The sequence below is a fragment of the Deminuibacter soli genome, from assembly GCF_003412455.1.
GTDB classification, from domain to species: Bacteria; Bacteroidota; Bacteroidia; order Chitinophagales; family Chitinophagaceae; genus Deminuibacter; species Deminuibacter soli.
Map to the genome: position 1 here is coordinate 531,619 of NZ_QTJU01000001.1, position 16,600 is coordinate 548,218.

Genomic DNA, 16,600 nt, shown 5'->3' on the forward strand with positions numbered 1-16,600 from the left:
TATGCATAAGATCAGTGTGTTTTTTATCGCCCTGGCGCTTATTTCCGGTACAACGGCTTCGCTTGGACAAACGGATGGAGACAAATTATACCGGCTTATCCGCCGGGCAGATTTTACCGGAGCGGAGCAATTACTACAGTCGCCAGGCACCCAATTAACAGTCGCTGAGCACCATTTTTACCAGGCCCTGGTGTACAACAGCTTTAATGATCCTGCCCAATCCAATCAATTATTGCTGAAAATCAGGAAAGACACTGCCGCTTTTCTCCCGAACGATACACTGAAGAAATTATACCAGGCAACCTTATATGACAACTACGTAAAGCTGTTTGACTATAAAAATGCGTACCGCACAGGCGATGCATTGATTAAACGCTTCGCACATTTGTACACGCCCACCCAGCTCGACGATGAGCAGCAGGCCCTGGCCATTCAAAAAGCATTGGTGCAATACCAGCCACAGCGCCTCCGCAAAAAAGGCAGTGCACAATTAAAAGTAACCAGGGATATTGCCGGACTGATGAATATACCCGTTGTAAACAACGACAGCACCTATGCCTTCATATTCGATTCCGGCGCAGGCATGAGCACCATTGCAGCGTCATTCGCACAAAAGCTGGGCTTAACACCAGTAGCCTCCCCACCCATCGCCATCAAAAGCGGGTTGGGCATTGCTTCCATGGTACAGCTCGCCATAGCGCCGAAGCTAACACTGGGAAATAATATCGAAGTATACAACACCGTGTTTCTCGTATTCCCCGACAGCGCCCTGAGCTTTGCAGACGGCGCTTATAAAATCAACGCAATACTCGGTTTCCCCGTGGCCAAGGAACTCGGTGAAATGATTTTTGAAAACGACAGCCTGCTTATCCCCGAAAAACCGCAATACGCCACAGGCAACAAAAACCTGGCGGTAGATGAGCTGAAGCCTGTTCTGTTCCTTACCTGGAACCAGCGGCAACTGCCTTTTACTTTCGATACAGGCGCAGGTTCCAGCCTGTTCAGCGACTTGTTTCATCATGCCTATATGGAAACAGGCGATACTACCGCAACCCCCAAATCCATGTCCGTAGGTGGTGCCGGCGGCAGTAAAGACCTGCAGGGCATCAGCATTCCCACACTTACCCTGCAAAACCGGCAACAGCCAATTGTGCTGCGCAATGCCTTTGTAAGTAAGGAACCGCTAAGCATTACGGAAGACAAATATTACGGAAACCTCGGCCAGGATATCATCAGGCAGTTCCCTAAAATGATCATCAATTTTACCGGGGGATACCTGCTGTTTAGTAAGTAACAGGCCGGGAATCGTTAACCGTTGCAAGTACCATTTCGGGTGTCACCGATCGTATTGGGAGCAAATCTGCAGTGATCATGAACCACTCTTTGCCATCTTAAAAAATTAAAAAAACGTGCCATAACGTTTAAAAAATGTTTCACAGTAGCCACTTGTTATATGCTTCAGGCCCGGTACGTGCCACAAAACAAAAAGCCCCCGTTTAACGACGGGGGCCTCTCTATTGGTTGTTTTAACGATGTGCGATTATTTGTACTGAGGTATCAGGCTTTTAGCCAGCTCAACCATTTTCTTCACGCCGTCATCAGGCAGGTTGCCTTTTTTAAATTCGGCCAGTACATCAGGCAATTTATTGGTCATTTCCAGCAGGAAGTGATCTTCAAATGCTTTTACTTTTTTAACGGCTACTTCGCGCAGCAAACCTTGTGTACCCAGGTAAATGATCGCTACCTGGCGTTCTACAGAGAACGGAGTGTACTGGGGCTGTTTCAGGATTTCCACGTTGCGTGCACCTTTGTCAAGTACCAGTTTGGTTGCAGCATCCAGGTCACCACCGAATTTAGAGAACGCTTCCATTTCACGGTACAGGGCCTGGTCAAGTTTCAGGGTACCTGCTACTTTTTTCATGGATTTGATCTGGGCGTTACCACCTACGCGGCTTACAGAGATACCTACGTTGATCGCAGGACGGATACCGGCGTTGAACAGGTTACCTTCCAGGAAGATCTGGCCGTCTGTGATAGAAATTACGTTGGTAGGGATGTAAGCAGATACGTCGCCGGCCTGTGTTTCAATGATAGGCAGAGCGGTTAAGCTACCACCACCTTTCACCAGGTGTTTGATTGATTCAGGTAAGTCGTTCATGTTTTTGGCTACTGCATCATTGTTGATGATTTTAGCAGCACGTTCCAGCAAACGGCTATGCAGGTAGAATACGTCACCAGGGTAAGCTTCACGTCCCGGAGGCCTTCTCAGCAACAGTGACACCTCACGGTAAGCCACGGCTTGTTTGCTCAGGTCATCATAGATAATCAGCGCAGGACGACCGGTATCGCGGAAGTATTCGCCGATCGCAGCACCTGCAAACGGCGCGTAGAACTGCTGGGGAGCAGGGTCAGCTGCAGAAGCGGCTACGATGGTTGTGTAAGCCATTGCACCATTGTCAGACAGGGTTTTCATCACACCGGCAATGGTAGATGCTTTCTGACCGATGGCTACATATATACAGTATACAGGTTTACCTGCATCGAAAAATTCTTTCTGGTTGATAATGGTATCAATACAGATGGCAGTTTTACCGGTCTGACGGTCACCGATTACCAGCTCACGCTGACCACGGCCAACAGGGATCATCGCGTCGATCGCTTTGATACCGGTCTGCAGCGGTTCTTTAACCGGCTCACGGTAAATTACACCCGGTGCCTTACGTTCAATAGGCATCTCGTATAATTCGCCGGTAATGTGGCCTTTACCGTCAATAGGTTCGCCTAGGGTATTGATTACACGTCCTACCAGGCCTTCACCCACTTTAATAGAGGCAATTTTACCGGTACGACGTACTTTATCGCCTTCTTTGATACCTGTACTTTCACCCATCAATACAACACCCACGTTGTCTTCTTCCAGGTTCAGTGCGATGGCTGCAGTGCCGTTTTCAAACTCAACGAGCTCGCCGGAACGTACATTGTTCAAACCATATACACGGGCAATACCATCACCCACCTGGAGCACGGTGCCTACTTCTTCCAGATCAGCGGAGGCATTGAAATTGCTAAGCTGCTGCCTTAATATCGCTGAAATTTCATCTGGCTTAATTTCTACCATATCAGTAATACAGTTGAAGGATTTTAAATTTGGCTGCAAAGGTAAGCGTTGGCACATGCATATCCAAAGATCGGGCGCAGGTATTTTTACAATTTATTTCATTCAGCAGGGCAAAACGACAGAAAAACCTGCATTTATACCCCTATCGGGCAAATAACGGTGAACAGGCAGTATTTTTTGGTGAACGGGCAACAATACCGGTTATTTGCTGATCTTTTACAAAATGGTGTTAAAAAACTTGTCATGATAAAAAGCGCTTTTGGCAAGGTTTTCCTGGTATACGCCCCGCTATTGTGCATCTTGTTTTGGGCATGTACCAAAAATGGCAGCGATACCCCGGGTAAATCCTGGTCTGTTTCGTTTACCACCGGCACCGGGAACATCGTTTTCCCACAGGCCGCCGTTATTGCTCAACCCATCGGTAATGTTCATACCACGCTTATATCAGGCGGGTATGCCGATACCTCCCGTAAACAAGGCAGCATCAGCATTCGCGTTATCGGTGGCGATACTACCACCCGCTATACGCAGCCCAATGTGCTGGTCACTTATACCGACAGCACGGGCGCTACCTGGACGAGCACCACAGACACTACCAACGCGGTTACCTTTTACCAGTTTGGCAAAACACCCGGCGCACAGGTACACGGCAGCTTCAACTGCATTGTAAGCAATAAACAGGGTGCTACGCTTATACTGAACAACGGCAATTTTACCGCTCCGTACACCTATTAAGCTTTTTCAAACCGGCACAGCCGGACAGCCCGTACACGCATGTCCGCTTTGATTATAATCATCGCAGGTAGGCTGTTATACCTATGAATTACCCGTACCATATAGCTATACATACAATTTTCAGATAAGTAAACACATACCCGGCCTAGGCCTGTTTTATGAACAAAGGTTACCCCGCCAAAACCCAACCGGATGAAATGCCGGCGCCCGGCTCACCTGCCGGACTGGAAGCTTATTCCGGTGAATGGGACACCCTGCAGGTGGTGCACCTGCTGAAACGTACGCTGTTCGGCGCACGCGCAGCAGATATCACCTACTTTAAATCGCTCACCATGGAGCAGGCTGTGAACGAACTGCTGCAACCTGCACCACTACCTGCCGAGCCACCACTCAACAATTACATGACCGACCCCACGGGCGTTGCTCCCTGGCAAACCTGGATTGACACCGGGCTGCTGTTTGCCGACAAGGAGCTCAACGAAAACCGCGTGCGCTCATTGCAATGCTGGTGGACAGGCCAGTTGCTGAACCAGGGCCGCTCCATACACGAAAAGATGACGCTGTTCTGGCACAACCATTTTGCCATGGATGCCACCGCGCATTTTGAAGACATCAACGCAAGATTGTGGTACAACCAATACCTTACCCTGCGCGCCAATGCACTCGGCAATTTTAAACAGCTGGTGAAGAGCATCACGCTCGACCCGGCCATGCTGCTGTTTTTAAATGGCAGCACCAACCAGAAAAAATCACCTAACGAAAACTTTGCCCGCGAACTGCAGGAGCTGTATACCGTAGGCAAAGGCATTAATTCTAAATATACCGAAGATGATGTGCGCGCCGCCGCACGCGTACTCACAGGGCATAGTGTAGACGTTAACTTTAATTACGTTTTCCTTGCAGGCAACCACGACGATGACAACAAGAGCTTTTCTACTTTTTACAGCAACCACACCATCACAGGCCGCTCAGGCGAGCCGGGCGCTACAGAAGTAGATGAACTCATTGATATGTTGCTGGCCACAGATGAAGCTGCCCGTTTTATCTGCCGCAAGTTGTACAGCTTTTTTGTGTACTACCAGCTGGATGATGCCATTGAAACCAATATCATTGGCCCACTCGCTGATATATTCAGGAAAAGCGGTTACAATATCACCGAGGTGTTGCGCACATTGTTCACCAGCCAGCACTTTTACGACCTGGTTAATTCCGGCGCCTGTATTATTAAAAGTCCGCTCGACTTTTTAATCGGCCTGGTACATGAATACAATGTAGCCCTGCCCGCTGCAGACGATGCTGCCGGCCGTTATGCCATTTACAAAATGCTGCTGCAACGCGCTACAGAACTGCAGCAGGAAATACTGGGCATTGATGAAGTGGCAGGCTGGTACCCGTATTACCAGGCGCCCAACTACCATGAATTATGGATTAACTCGGTTACCTACACACAGCGCAATTTTTATACAGATCTGCTCATCAGCACCGGCGATATGATGGACGGCGCACAGCTCACCATTGACCCGCTGGCCTTTACTAAACTGCTGCCCAATCCCGGTGATCCCAACCAGCTGGTAACCGATGCAGTGAATATTTTGCTGCGCACAGGTTTAAGCGACAGCTCCAAACAGCTGCTCAAGCAAACCATTCTGCTCTCGAACCAAACCAACGACCTGTACTGGACGCAGGCCTGGCAGGCATACCTCAACAACCCGGCAGATATGAATGCGGCAGCCATTGCCAAAACACACCTGCAGGCTTTGTACAAATACCTGATGAATTTACCTGAATACCAATTGTCTTAACCCTGCAACACTAAGAACATGCAAAGAAGAAAATTTTTACAGAACGTGATGCCGGCCGCGGCACTGTTTCCCGGCCTGCTCAATGGCTTCAGCGTGCAGGCGTTTGGTTCTTCTGCTTTTTTGAGAGGACTGGATGGCGCTGCTGATAACGACCATGTACTGGTACTGGTACAACTGAACGGCGGCAACGATGGTCTCAATACACTAATACCGCTTGAAACATACGGCGACTACTACGGACTGCGCTCTAACATTGCCATACCGGAAGGTAAGGTGTTAAAGCTGAACAAATTTGATAAAGCCGGTCTGCACCCTGCTTTCACAGGCATGCAGCAATTATACAATGAAGAAAAGCTGGCCGTTATGCAGGCGGTTGGTTATCCATCGCCCAATGGCTCGCATTTTCGGTCAATGGATATCTGGTTAACTGGTGCAGACAGCAACCAGTACCTCAACACCGGCTGGGCAGGCCGCTTCCTGGGTGAAACCTTTACCAACTTTCCCAATGGTTACCCCAATGAAGTAATGCCCGATCCCCTGGCCATACAAATAGGCTCCGTGTTGTCGCCCGTGTTTATGGCGCCGGGTGGTTTAACAGCCATGGCTGTTCCTTCTGATACTGACTTTTACAATCTCATCAATGGCATTACCGAAGCCGTGCCCAACACACCAATGGGTACTGAACTCACTTACCTGCGCACTGTGGCCAGGCAAACCAATAAGTATGCAGATGTGATTGTGGCTGCTGCCAAAAAAATAACCAGGCAAGGCCCCTACCCGGCCAATAACAGCCTCGCCGCACAGCTTAAAACGGTGGCACGCTTAATTGCAGGCGGACTTAAAACACGGGTGTACATGGTAAGTATGGGCGGCTTCGATACCCATGGCGGGCAGGTAGAAGCAGGCAACACAGTGAGTGGTTCGCACGCCAATTTGCTGAAACAGCTCTCCGATGCCATTACCGCTTTTATGGGCGATATCAAACAACTGGGCGTTAGCCAGAAAGTAATGGGCATGACCTTCTCTGAATTTGGCCGCCGCATTCGCTCCAACGGCAGCGCAGGCACCGATCATGGTACGGCACAACCCGTGTTTGTGTTTGGTGATTATGCCAAACAAGGGGTACTGGGACAAAACCCCGACCTCTCCGCTTCGATAGATGTGGGCGGCAATGTAGCCATGCAGTACGATTTCAGATCGGTATACTCCACCATACTGCGCGATTGGTTTTGCGTGGCACCCAACGATGTGCAAACCATGCTGCTGAAGAACTACCAGTATCTGCCCTTCATTAAAACAACAGCCTGTAACAATACTATTGACGACCTCAACAATATTGGCGACAAGCTGATCATGAACTACCCCAACCCGTTTGACCAGTATACCAAAATCACCTTTAAAACCGGCGGCGGGCATACCCTGGTGCAGGTATTTGATACAACCGGCAGGCTTATCATGGTTCCTGTTGATGAAGATTACCTGGCCGGCACTTACACTATTACGGTGAACACCAGCGGCATGAGCTCGGGTATTTACTACGCACGTTTCCAAAACCAATCCGTACAACAGGTACGAACCATGCTTAAGGTGAAACAATAATGAATCAGATTAAAGGTTTCTTACGATATTTTCTATGCCTGTTACTGGTGTTGGTGTTACACGGGCATGCACAGTCGCAGACTGCACCCGATACCATCAGTCACAACAGTACCTGCAGCAATACGTTGATTACATTCGGTTCTTCTGTATTTGATTTTGACCAGGCACCCAACCCTTCCAAAATTATCTGGAATTTCGGCGATCCTGCCTCAGGCATTTACAACAGCGCGGGCATACGCTCGCCCACACATAGTTTTACCACACCGGGTACTTACTACATCTCCCTGTATGTGCTCAACTATTCGGCCGATACCATTAAAGTATTCGACACGCTGCAGGTAGTTGATCCCATGCCATATGATTTTGGCCCGGATATATTTCTCTGTAACAAGCAGGACACCCTGCTCACAGCTCCTGCTGTGCCGGGTGCAGTGTATGCCTGGAGCGATGACAGCACCACCGCCACCGATACCTTCCGCGTAAAAGAAAGCGGCGTGTACACCGTAAGTATCAATGGCTGCGCAGTGAAAGACAGCATTGGCGTATTTATCAGCGATACCCCGCGTATTAAACTCGGTGATGATCACATTATGTGTACCGGCGAAAACATTACACTGGACGCCACCGCGCAAAACGGGCAGTACAGCTGGTTCTTAAACGGCAACCCATTACCCAACGATAAATCACAGCAACCGGTAGAAGAGCCGGGAGGTGAATACATGGTATCGGTTACCGTACCGGGTTGCGGTGTATACCGCGATACAGCGAACATCACCTTCTCGCAGCCACCCGCGCCGCCTTTCACTTTGGGAGAAGACACCTTGCTGTGCCCCAAACAAATTATCACGGTGCCTGCCGTGGTAAAGGGCGCTACGGGCTATTTGTGGAGCACCGGATCAAAAGACAGCGCCATCACTATTAAACAGGCCGGTACCTACTGGGCCTTTGTAAAAGTGAGTAATCAATGCGAGGTGGTAGACACATTCATTGTGCGTTACAGGGGCGATAAAAACCTCGACTTTAACGATACCGCTATTTGCAAAGGCAGCACCCTGGTGCTGGATGCTGATTTTGGCACCGGCGTGTACAACTGGCAGGCCATTCCCCCGCAGCGCGACGACCAGAACCAGACAGGTCAGAGCACCTATTTTGTTTACCACCCCGGCACTTACAGCATTACCGCCACTGTTGGCCAATGCATTTATAAAGACACGCTCACCGTTACCTTCGACGATAGCCTGAACACTTACATGATACAAGACACCACACTGTGTTTTGGAGAGAACTACGTACTGCAGGTAAAAGGCAATGCCAATACTTATGTTTGGCAGGATAGCACGGTAGGCCCCAGCTACCCCATTACCAAAGAAGGTAAATACACGGTGATTGCCACAAACGGTTGCGGCAGTGATACGCTGAATACCACCATACAGTTTAAAACCTGCGCCTGCAACCTTATTCTGCCCAATGCCTTTACACCCAACGGTGATGGGCGTAATGATACCTTCAGGCCCTTGCATGCCTGCAGCATGTCGCACTATGAAATGAAGATCTTCAACCGCTTTGGCCAGCTGGTATTTCAAAGCACCAGCCCAGATATTGGCTGGGATGGCAGTTACAAAGGCAAAATAGTAAACACCGGCACTTTTGTATACACCGTTGCCTATATCAATGCCGACACGCAGCAACCCATGCAGGCCAAGGGCTGGGTAGTGGTAGTGAGGTAGTGGTTATAAATGCCGGTGAGGACACCGGCATAGGCAGGATGGTTGGATAGCTTGATGGCTGAGTGGATTTACATAAATGCCCGTGGCTGTGTCCCCACAGCCACTTCTCTAAAGCCCACTCACTTCAATCACTCACGACGATGAACAAGCTGCAATAAAAAAGCCCCCGGCAAAACCGGGGGCTTTTTTATTGTGCCAGGGCACCAATCACTTTATCTGATATTGTGAACAAACAGGTTCGTAGAGAACTGTTTCTTGATATCTTTCAGGTCACGCAAAATAGACGCATCAATCAGGTTGTTGTTGTACTCGAGTACAAAACCACCGATGAGGTCAGGATTTACTTTAGACTGCAATTCAACCTTGGTAAAACCGGTATCTGCTTTCAGCTGGCTTACCAGGCGCTGTTTAATGGTGTCATCCACTTCAACAGCTGTAGTCAACTGTACAATGTGAATACCTTTTACTGCATTGTACTGGTCAATAAAAGCAGCGATGATTTCAGGTAAATCAGCCTCGCGGCCTTTGTTAATGAGCAGTTTGATAAACGCAGTGGTAATTTCGCCCGTTTTACCGTTAACAACCGCATTAATAATCGCCTGCTTTTTGTCGGCTTTTATAACGGGGCTGCGCAGCAGGTTTACAAAATCCTTGCTGGCACCGGTAACAGCTTTCAAAAACTGCATATCGGCATACACATTTTCCAGCGCACCTTTTTCAGTAGCCAGGTCAACCAGGCTTTTGGCATATCTTGATGCTATACGTAAGTTGGGCATAGAAGAATTTGAGAATTTGTCCGGAGAACAACCCCGGTTAAGACGTGCGTGCTGTGTGCCACAGCATCACATCCGGCAAATTGAATTAGTTTAATTTAACGCCGTCTGCCAGCTGCTTGATGTAGCTTTCCTGCTCAGCTTTGTTAGCCAATTCTTTACGCAGTACTTTTTCAGCCACTTCAATAACAAGTGTGCCTACCTGGTTTTTAACGTCGGTGATGGCAGCATTTTTCTGCTGTGTAATAGCAGCCTGCGCGTCAGCCAGGATACGGTCGTACTCAGCTTTTGCCTTGTCTTTTGCGTCAGACACCATTTTATCGGCAGTGTCTTTTGCTTCTTTCAGCAAAGTAGCTCTTTCTTCACGTGCTTTGGCAAGCAGGGCTTCGTTTTCGCTTTTCAGCTGGGCCATTTCGGCTTTCACTTTCTGCGCGCTGGAAATAGATTCAGCAATGCTTTCTTCCCTGTCTTTCAAACCTTTCAAAATAGGTTTCCAGGCAAATGCTTTCAAAATCAGGAACACGATAACAAACGCAATCAGTGTCCACACAATTAAACCCAAACCAGGTAATAACAGTTCCATATGAGAATTTGAAAATTTGTGAATTTGAACAATCAGCACGCAGCTATCTGCATTCACCAATTGCTGTAAAAACCATTGAAAAGGGCATTGAAAAGGTGCCTTTCATTTGCACACTTTCAAATTACCACATTTGCAAATTAGAATACTGCATCCTCCGCCCTGTGCTTTGGATGCAGTAATCAGTTTGTGCTATTTCAGTACAGCCAGGATACCTGCGATAACTGCGAACAGGGCAACACCCTCTACGAACGCAGCAGTCAGGATCATGTTAGCACGGATGTCGTTGGCTGCCTCTGGCTGGCGGGCGATGCTTTCTACAGCGCCTTTACCAATCTGTCCGATACCGATACCGGCACCAATTGCCGCTAAACCGGCACCAATCGCACCACCCAAGTTGCTCAGGCTGGCATCCATTAAAACGCTCATTAATGACATAATGATCAGGTTTTTGATTTATATATAAAACTTAAAGAACTTACTATTTCAAGTGAGCTTACCCTTCCTTGTTTTTACTTCACCGGTTCGTCACCGGTCTCCTTTCAAATAATCACCGCATCATCGTGACCGCCGTTGGCATCGCTGTGCTCACCTTCCAGCGACTGGCCGATAAATACTGCGGTAAGATTGGTGAAAATGAACGCCTGGATAAATGCTACCAGGATTTCAATCATATAAATGAAAACAGTAAATGCAATAGATACAGGAGAGAAGCCCCAGCCTGCTACCGTGTTCATTGAGCCGAAGATGAAGATCAGCAGAATGAAACAGGTAATTACGATGTGACCGGCAATCATGTTCGCAAAAAGACGAATGGCCAATGCAGCGGGCTTAATCAATATAACACCCAACAACTCAACCGGGATCAGGATCAGTTTTACCAGGAAAGGCACGCCGGGAGGCCAGAAGATATGACCCCAGAAATGACCGTTGGTGCTCAGCAGTATCACGATCAGTGAAATACAAGACAGTACCAGTGTAAAGGCAATGTTGCCGGTTACGTTGGCAGTACCTGGGATAAGACCTACCAGGTTATTGATCAGGATAAAGAAGAATACAGTTAACAGGTAAGGCATGTATTTTTCGTAGAAGTGACCGAGGTTGGGTTTGCCTACTTCGTCTCTGACAAAAGTGATAACAGGCTCAACCGCATTCTGGAAACCGGTTGGCGCTTTACCTGCATTCTTTTTATATTTCTTCGCAACATTCAGCATCAGTACCACCAGCAATACCAGTGATAACAGCATCTGCATTACGTTACGTGTTAAGCTGAAATCGTATACTTTAACGGCTTCGTCAACTTTACCGTCAGCATCAACCGCTACAATGTGACCTTCTTCGCTTTTATAACCCTCGTAAGCAACTTTACCTTCTTCAAAACGGCTGTATGAGAAGAAAGAAACGCCACGCTGCGGAGAATACAACAACACAGGCAAAGGAATAGCAATAGCATGCTCACCAATGGTTGCAAAGTGAAACTCATGCGCATCCATTACGTGCTCCATGATGAGTTTGGAAGGATTGAACCCTTCTTTCTTCTCACCTGCAGCTTCTGTCTGCTGAGTTTGATCGCCGGTTTTATCCTGCGCGATGCTTACATTATAAAAACTTGTTATAAGCAGGCTGAAAGCCGCAACCAGTAAGTATTTCATGCTCCTAAAGGCCATAGTCGTCCTCGAATTTGGCGGCAAAGATAGGAGTTGCAGCCTGAAAAAGCGAATCTGCCACTCGGTAAATGTGAAAAAAGTTAAGGTGAACGGGGACGCGGAAGATATTTTACCGCAAAGAGAACAGAAAAACAGCCGCAAGCTGCCAGCTACGAGCTGCAAGCCCTGCTCTCCGGCAATACTTAATAATACTCGCTAAGATCATCTCGACTGTCGATTCTCGATTCTCGTTAGTTCTTCCACTCACAACTGACGACTGACGGCTCACGATGACGATTCCCGCTCACGAAACCGGCACCTGCTTCTCAAACTGCATGCTGTGCAGCTTGGCATAAAAACCGCCCAGGGCCACCAATTGCTCATGTGTGCCTACTTCCTTGATTTCGCCCTTGTCCAGCACAATAATCTGGCTGGCCTTGCGGATGGTACTGAGGCGGTGGGCAATAACAATAGAAGTACGGCCTGCAATCAGCGTGTCAATCGCTTTCTGGATCAGCATTTCGCTTTCTGTATCGATGGAAGAAGTGGCTTCGTCCAGTATCAGTACCGACGGGTTGTACAGCAGCGCACGAATAAAGGAGATCAGCTGGCGCTGCCCAAGACTTAATGTATTACCCCTTTCCATTACATCGTAGCTGTAGCCGCCGGGGAGCTGCATAATAAAATCGTGCACGCCAATGAGTTTGGCGGCAGCAATTACCTGCTCTTTGGATATATCAGGATTGCGCAGGGTAATATTGTCCATTACAGAGCCGGAAAACAAAAACACGTCCTGCAGCACCACGCCAATGCTGCCGCGCAGGGCATCCAGCTGGTATTCTTCAATGTTTACGCCGTCCAGCGAAATGGTGCCTTTCTGAATATGGTACAGCCTGTTCAGCAGGCTAATGATCGATGTTTTACCGCTGCCCGTATGCCCCACCAGTGCGATGGTTTCACCGGCTTTGGCCTGCAGACTGATATTCTTCAGCACATAATTTTCGTCGTTGTAGGCAAACCAAACCTTGTCAAACTGAATTTCACCGCGTACTTTTTCCGGGTTATAACTGCCTTCTTTTTTGATGTAATCTTCGTTTTCCAGCACCTTAAACACACGTTCAGCGGCAATCATACCCATTTGCAGCACATTGAATTTATCCGCAATTACGCGCAGCGGGCGGAAAATCTGGTTGAGGTATAAAATAAACGACACCAGCAGCCCCGCATCCAGTCTCCGGTCGGTAATATACCAAACCAGTATGCCGGTGCTCAGCGCCAGCACCACTTCCACCACCGGGAAAAATACCGAATAGGCGAAAATGGATTTGATATTGGCATTGCGGTGCTCCTGGTTAATCTTGCGGAATTTGCCAAACTCACGGTCTTCTGCCGCAAAAGCCTGCACCAGCTGCATACCGGTAATATGTTCCTGCACAAAAGCATTCAGCGCTGCCACGGCATTGCGCACACGGATAAAGCTCTTGTTCACGCTTTCTTTGAAATAATAGGTGGCCACAATCATAATCGGGAACGGCACCAGGCTTATCAGGGTGAGTTTCCAGTTAATCCAGCACATGGTAGCCAGGGTAATAACAATCGAAAGCAGGTCGGCAATAATGGGAATCAGCCCGTCACTGAAAATGTCATTGATGCTTTCTATATCGTTAATGGTACGGGTGGTGAGGGTACCGATGGGCGTGGTATCAAATTGTTTGAGGTTGAGGCCCAGTATTTTACGAAAAACCTGGATGCGCATGTCGCGTACCACGCTCTGCCCCATCCACGAAGTGAGAAAAGTAAACAGGAAGCGGACAAAAGTTTCAATAAAAATAAATACCACCTGGAAAATGGTTACCGCGATAATAAAATGCAACGGGTTGCTGGTATCGGTGTTCAATATAGCCCAGTGTACCCATTGCGGTATGTGTACCGCCTTGGAGGGATCTGTTTTGTCGATGGTGAGCTGAATTAAAAACGGGCGAACAGGCGTAAACACCGCCAGCACAATGGCCAGCACCAGGCTCATGTAAAACTGCCACCGGTAAGGTTTAACAAACCGGAACACCTTTCTTAACAGCGAAAAATCGAAAATCTTCTTTTTTACTCGTTCACTCATGATAGAAACCAAAGGTAAGGAGAGATAGGCAAAACCGTGAATCGGGAGCCGTCAGTCGTGAAGAACCAACGAGAATCGAGAATCGACAGTCGAGATGATCGAAGCGAGTATTTTATAACTGTCGCCAAAGGCGACTTAAATCCAACAGGCTGGCAGCTTGTAGCTTAATCTGTTTTGTGTCGACCGTCGCCCCCATCTCCCTCGTGAACTTTTCGTAAATTCGTAGAACGTATGGATCAAAAGCAAGCAATCGTAGCAGAAACAAACACTTTACCGAAATACACTTTAACTGAGGAGCAGGAACGCAAAGAAATTCTGCGGCAGTACCGTGCCCTGTTGCGAGGCTTACGTCCCAAATTGAAAAGAGGCGATAAGGAACTCGTGCGCCGGGCTTTTGAAATGGCTGCAGAAGCACATAAAACCATGCGCCGCAAAAGCGGTGAACCATATATTTTACATCCCCTGGCCGTAGCCCATATCTGCGTGGAAGAAATTGGCCTGGGTGTGCGCTCTACCATCTGTGCGCTGCTGCACGATGTGGTGGAAGATACCGACATTACACTCGAAGACCTGGAAAGGGAATTTGGTACCGAAATAGCCCGTATTGTAGATGGGCTTACCAAGATCTCGAATGTGATGGATACCAATACCAGTCAGCAGGCCGAGAATTTTAAAAAGATATTGCTCACCCTTACCGACGACCCGAGGGTTATCCTGATAAAACTGGCAGACAGGCTGCACAATATGCGCACCCTCGATTCCATGAAGCGGGAGAAGCAGCTTAAAATTGCCAGTGAAACCATCTGGGTATATGCCCCGCTCGCTCACCGTATGGGTTTGTATACCATCAAGACCGAGCTGGAAGACCTTTCCATGAAATACATGGAATCTGACCAGTACAAGGAAATTGCACGCAAACTGGCAGAGACCAAGCGCGAGCGAACGCGTTACATCAACGAGTTTATCAAGCCGCTCAAAGAAAAACTGCAGCGTGCAGGTTTCAATTTCGAAATCTACGGCAGGCCCAAAAGCATTCACTCTATCTGGAATAAAATACGCAAGAAGGGCGTGGCATTTGAAGAAGTGTACGACCTGTTTGCCATCCGCGTTATTCTGGATTCAACCCCTGAAAAGGAAAAAGAAGAATGCTGGAAAGTGTATTCCATGATTACCGATGAATACACGCCTTCACCCGAGCGCCTGCGCGACTGGCTCAGCAACCCCAAAAGCAATGGCTACGAGGCTTTGCACACCACCGTAATGGGGCCGCAGGGTAAATGGGTAGAAGTGCAGATACGCACCAAACGCATGAACGAGATTGCGGAAAAGGGCCTGGCAGCGCACTACAAATACAAGGAAGGCGGCACCAGCCAGGAAAAAGATGAAGACCGTTTTGATAAATGGTTTACACAAATCCGCGAGGTGATCAGCAGCCAGGATACAGACAGCGTGGACTTTCTGCAGGATTTTAAAACCAGCTTTCTTGCAGAAGAAATTTACGTGTACACACCAAAAGGTGATGTAAAAATGCTGCCTGTAGGCTCTACGGCATTGGATTTTGCCTTCTCTATACACTCTGCTATCGGCAGCAAGTGTATTGGCGCCAAGGTAAACCACAAGCTGGTACCCATTAGCCACAAGCTACGCAGCGGCGACCAGATAGAGATTATCACCAGCAACAAACAGAAGCCTACCGAAGACTGGCTGAACATTGTTGTTACTGCCAAGGCCAAGAGCAAGATCAAAGATTCGCTGAAAGAAGAGAAGCGGGCTATTGCCGAAGATGGCAAGTACATTATGCAGCGCAAGCTCGAAAACATGGGCGCTGCCTTTAACCAGCACAACATCGATGAACTGGTTAATTTCTACAAAGTACCCTCCCAGCTTGACCTGTTTTACAATATTGCCGTAAAAACCTTCGACCTTAAGGAGCTGAAGGATTTTCATGTGCTGGGCGATAAGCTGGAGCAGCCCAAACCGGTAAAACCGGTGGCAGAGCCAACCGGCAAAACCCAGGAAACAGAGTACAAACCCAGCAAAAAAGATTCCGAGCTCATTATTTTCGGTGAGAGCAGCGACAAAATCATGTACTCCCTGGCCAAATGCTGTAACCCCATCCCGGGAGATGACGTATTTGGCTTTGTAAGCACCGGTAAAGGGCTCATTATACACCGCATTAACTGTCCCAATGCGGCGCAGATGATGGCCAATTACGGGCACCGTATCGTTAAAACCAAATGGGCCAAGAACAAGGAGATTTCGTTCCTTACCGGCATCAAAATCATTGGGATGGACGATGTGGGAGTTATTAATAAAATTACCAATGTTATCAGCGGCGAGCTGCGGATAAACATCTCTGCGCTCACCATTGAATCGAAAGAAGGACTGTTCCAGGGCTCCATCCGCGTGTTTGTGCACGACAAGGAAGAACTGGACGAACTGGTGAACCGTTTAAAGCAGCTGGAAGGCATTCAAACGGTTGACCGATTCGATATTGAATAAAC

At 48.2% G+C, this 16,600-nt stretch carries 12 protein-coding genes; 6 read left to right on the forward strand and 6 right to left on the reverse strand.

Features of this window, described 5'->3' with window-relative positions:
* Nucleotide 1 precedes the first annotated feature (1 nt).
* Nucleotides 2–1,294, forward strand: a complete 1,293-nt coding sequence (locus DXN05_RS02220) for a pepsin/retropepsin-like aspartic protease family protein (protein WP_116845571.1) — start codon at nt 2–4, stop codon at nt 1,292–1,294.
* 246 nt (nt 1,295–1,540) lie between these two features.
* Here the strand turns inward: DXN05_RS02220 and atpA are convergent, their stop codons facing one another.
* The gene (gene atpA, locus DXN05_RS02225; RefSeq protein ID WP_116845572.1) at nt 1,541–3,118 is read right to left on the reverse strand and encodes a F0F1 ATP synthase subunit alpha; all 1,578 of its coding nucleotides are present in this window, start codon (nt 3,116–3,118) and stop codon (nt 1,541–1,543) included.
* Nucleotides 3,119–3,361: 243 nt separating this feature from the next.
* Here atpA and DXN05_RS02230 point away from each other — a divergent pair, with 243 nt between their 5' ends.
* The 4 genes from DXN05_RS02230 to DXN05_RS02245 all read left to right on the forward strand — a co-directional run bounded on the left by DXN05_RS02230 (nt 3,362) and on the right by DXN05_RS02245 (nt 8,981).
* On the forward strand, nt 3,362–3,853 hold the full coding sequence (locus DXN05_RS02230; protein WP_147313812.1) for a hypothetical protein: 492 nt from the start codon (nt 3,362–3,364) through the stop codon (nt 3,851–3,853).
* Between the two features lie 158 nt (nt 3,854–4,011).
* Nucleotides 4,012–5,655 carry a DUF1800 domain-containing protein gene (locus tag DXN05_RS02235; RefSeq protein WP_116845574.1) on the forward strand — a complete coding sequence of 548 codons (1,644 nt, stop codon included), beginning with the start codon at nt 4,012–4,014 and terminating at the stop codon, nt 5,653–5,655.
* Nucleotides 5,656–5,673: 18 nt separating this feature from the next.
* Nucleotides 5,674–7,254, forward strand: coding sequence for a DUF1501 domain-containing protein (locus DXN05_RS02240; RefSeq protein WP_116845575.1), 1,581 nt, complete (start codon nt 5,674–5,676; stop codon nt 7,252–7,254).
* Complete coding sequence (locus DXN05_RS02245) at nt 7,254–8,981, forward strand: T9SS type B sorting domain-containing protein (RefSeq protein WP_116845576.1); 1,728 nt, start codon at nt 7,254–7,256, stop codon at nt 8,979–8,981. The genes DXN05_RS02240 and DXN05_RS02245 overlap by 1 nt, the downstream gene beginning before the upstream one ends.
* A gap of 212 nt (nt 8,982–9,193) precedes the next feature.
* Here the strand turns inward: DXN05_RS02245 and atpH are convergent, their stop codons facing one another.
* From atpH to DXN05_RS02275, 5 genes are all read right to left on the reverse strand, one after another.
* Entirely contained in the window at nt 9,194–9,757 is a 564-nt protein-coding gene (gene atpH, locus DXN05_RS02250; protein WP_116845577.1) for an ATP synthase F1 subunit delta, read from the reverse strand.
* Nucleotides 9,758–9,842: 85 nt separating this feature from the next.
* Nucleotides 9,843–10,337, reverse strand: coding sequence for a F0F1 ATP synthase subunit B (gene atpF, locus DXN05_RS02255; RefSeq protein WP_116845578.1), 495 nt, complete (start codon nt 10,335–10,337; stop codon nt 9,843–9,845).
* A 189-nt stretch (nt 10,338–10,526) separates the two neighbouring features.
* Nucleotides 10,527–10,772, reverse strand: a complete 246-nt coding sequence (gene atpE, locus DXN05_RS02260) for an ATP synthase F0 subunit C (protein WP_116845579.1) — start codon at nt 10,770–10,772, stop codon at nt 10,527–10,529.
* A gap of 104 nt (nt 10,773–10,876) precedes the next feature.
* Nucleotides 10,877–12,001 carry a F0F1 ATP synthase subunit A gene (gene atpB, locus DXN05_RS02265; protein ID WP_116845580.1) on the reverse strand — a complete coding sequence of 375 codons (1,125 nt, stop codon included), beginning with the start codon at nt 11,999–12,001 and terminating at the stop codon, nt 10,877–10,879.
* A 283-nt stretch (nt 12,002–12,284) separates the two neighbouring features.
* A complete protein-coding gene (locus DXN05_RS02275) occupies nt 12,285–14,096 on the reverse strand; it encodes an ABC transporter ATP-binding protein (RefSeq protein ID WP_116845582.1) in 1,812 nt (603 codons plus the stop codon).
* Between the two features lie 231 nt (nt 14,097–14,327).
* On the opposite strand from DXN05_RS02275, the gene DXN05_RS02280 reads away from it, so the two are divergent.
* Entirely contained in the window at nt 14,328–16,598 is a 2,271-nt protein-coding gene (locus DXN05_RS02280; protein WP_116845583.1) for a RelA/SpoT family protein, read from the forward strand.
* Nucleotides 16,599–16,600 lie beyond the last annotated feature (2 nt).

Bases quoted from the DNA above. Each gene is read 5' to 3' on its own strand.
- DXN05_RS02280 (WP_116845583.1), top strand. From the start codon at position 14,328: ATGGATCAAAAGCAAGCAATCGTAGCAGAAACAAACACTTTACCGAAA.
- atpB (WP_116845580.1), bottom strand. From the start codon at position 12,001: ATGGCCTTTAGGAGCATGAAATACTTACTGGTTGCGGCTTTCAGCCTG.
- DXN05_RS02220 (WP_116845571.1), top strand. From the start codon at position 2: ATGCATAAGATCAGTGTGTTTTTTATCGCCCTGGCGCTTATTTCCGGT.
- atpF (WP_116845578.1), bottom strand. From the start codon at position 10,337: ATGGAACTGTTATTACCTGGTTTGGGTTTAATTGTGTGGACACTGATT.
- atpH (WP_116845577.1), bottom strand. From the start codon at position 9,757: ATGCCCAACTTACGTATAGCATCAAGATATGCCAAAAGCCTGGTTGAC.
- DXN05_RS02235 (WP_116845574.1), top strand. From the start codon at position 4,012: ATGAACAAAGGTTACCCCGCCAAAACCCAACCGGATGAAATGCCGGCG.
- DXN05_RS02230 (WP_147313812.1), top strand. From the start codon at position 3,362: ATGATAAAAAGCGCTTTTGGCAAGGTTTTCCTGGTATACGCCCCGCTA.
- DXN05_RS02240 (WP_116845575.1), top strand. From the start codon at position 5,674: ATGCAAAGAAGAAAATTTTTACAGAACGTGATGCCGGCCGCGGCACTG.
- DXN05_RS02245 (WP_116845576.1), top strand. From the start codon at position 7,254: ATGAATCAGATTAAAGGTTTCTTACGATATTTTCTATGCCTGTTACTG.
- DXN05_RS02275 (WP_116845582.1), bottom strand. From the start codon at position 14,096: ATGAGTGAACGAGTAAAAAAGAAGATTTTCGATTTTTCGCTGTTAAGA.
- atpE (WP_116845579.1), bottom strand. From the start codon at position 10,772: ATGTCATTAATGAGCGTTTTAATGGATGCCAGCCTGAGCAACTTGGGT.
- atpA (WP_116845572.1), bottom strand. From the start codon at position 3,118: ATGGTAGAAATTAAGCCAGATGAAATTTCAGCGATATTAAGGCAGCAG.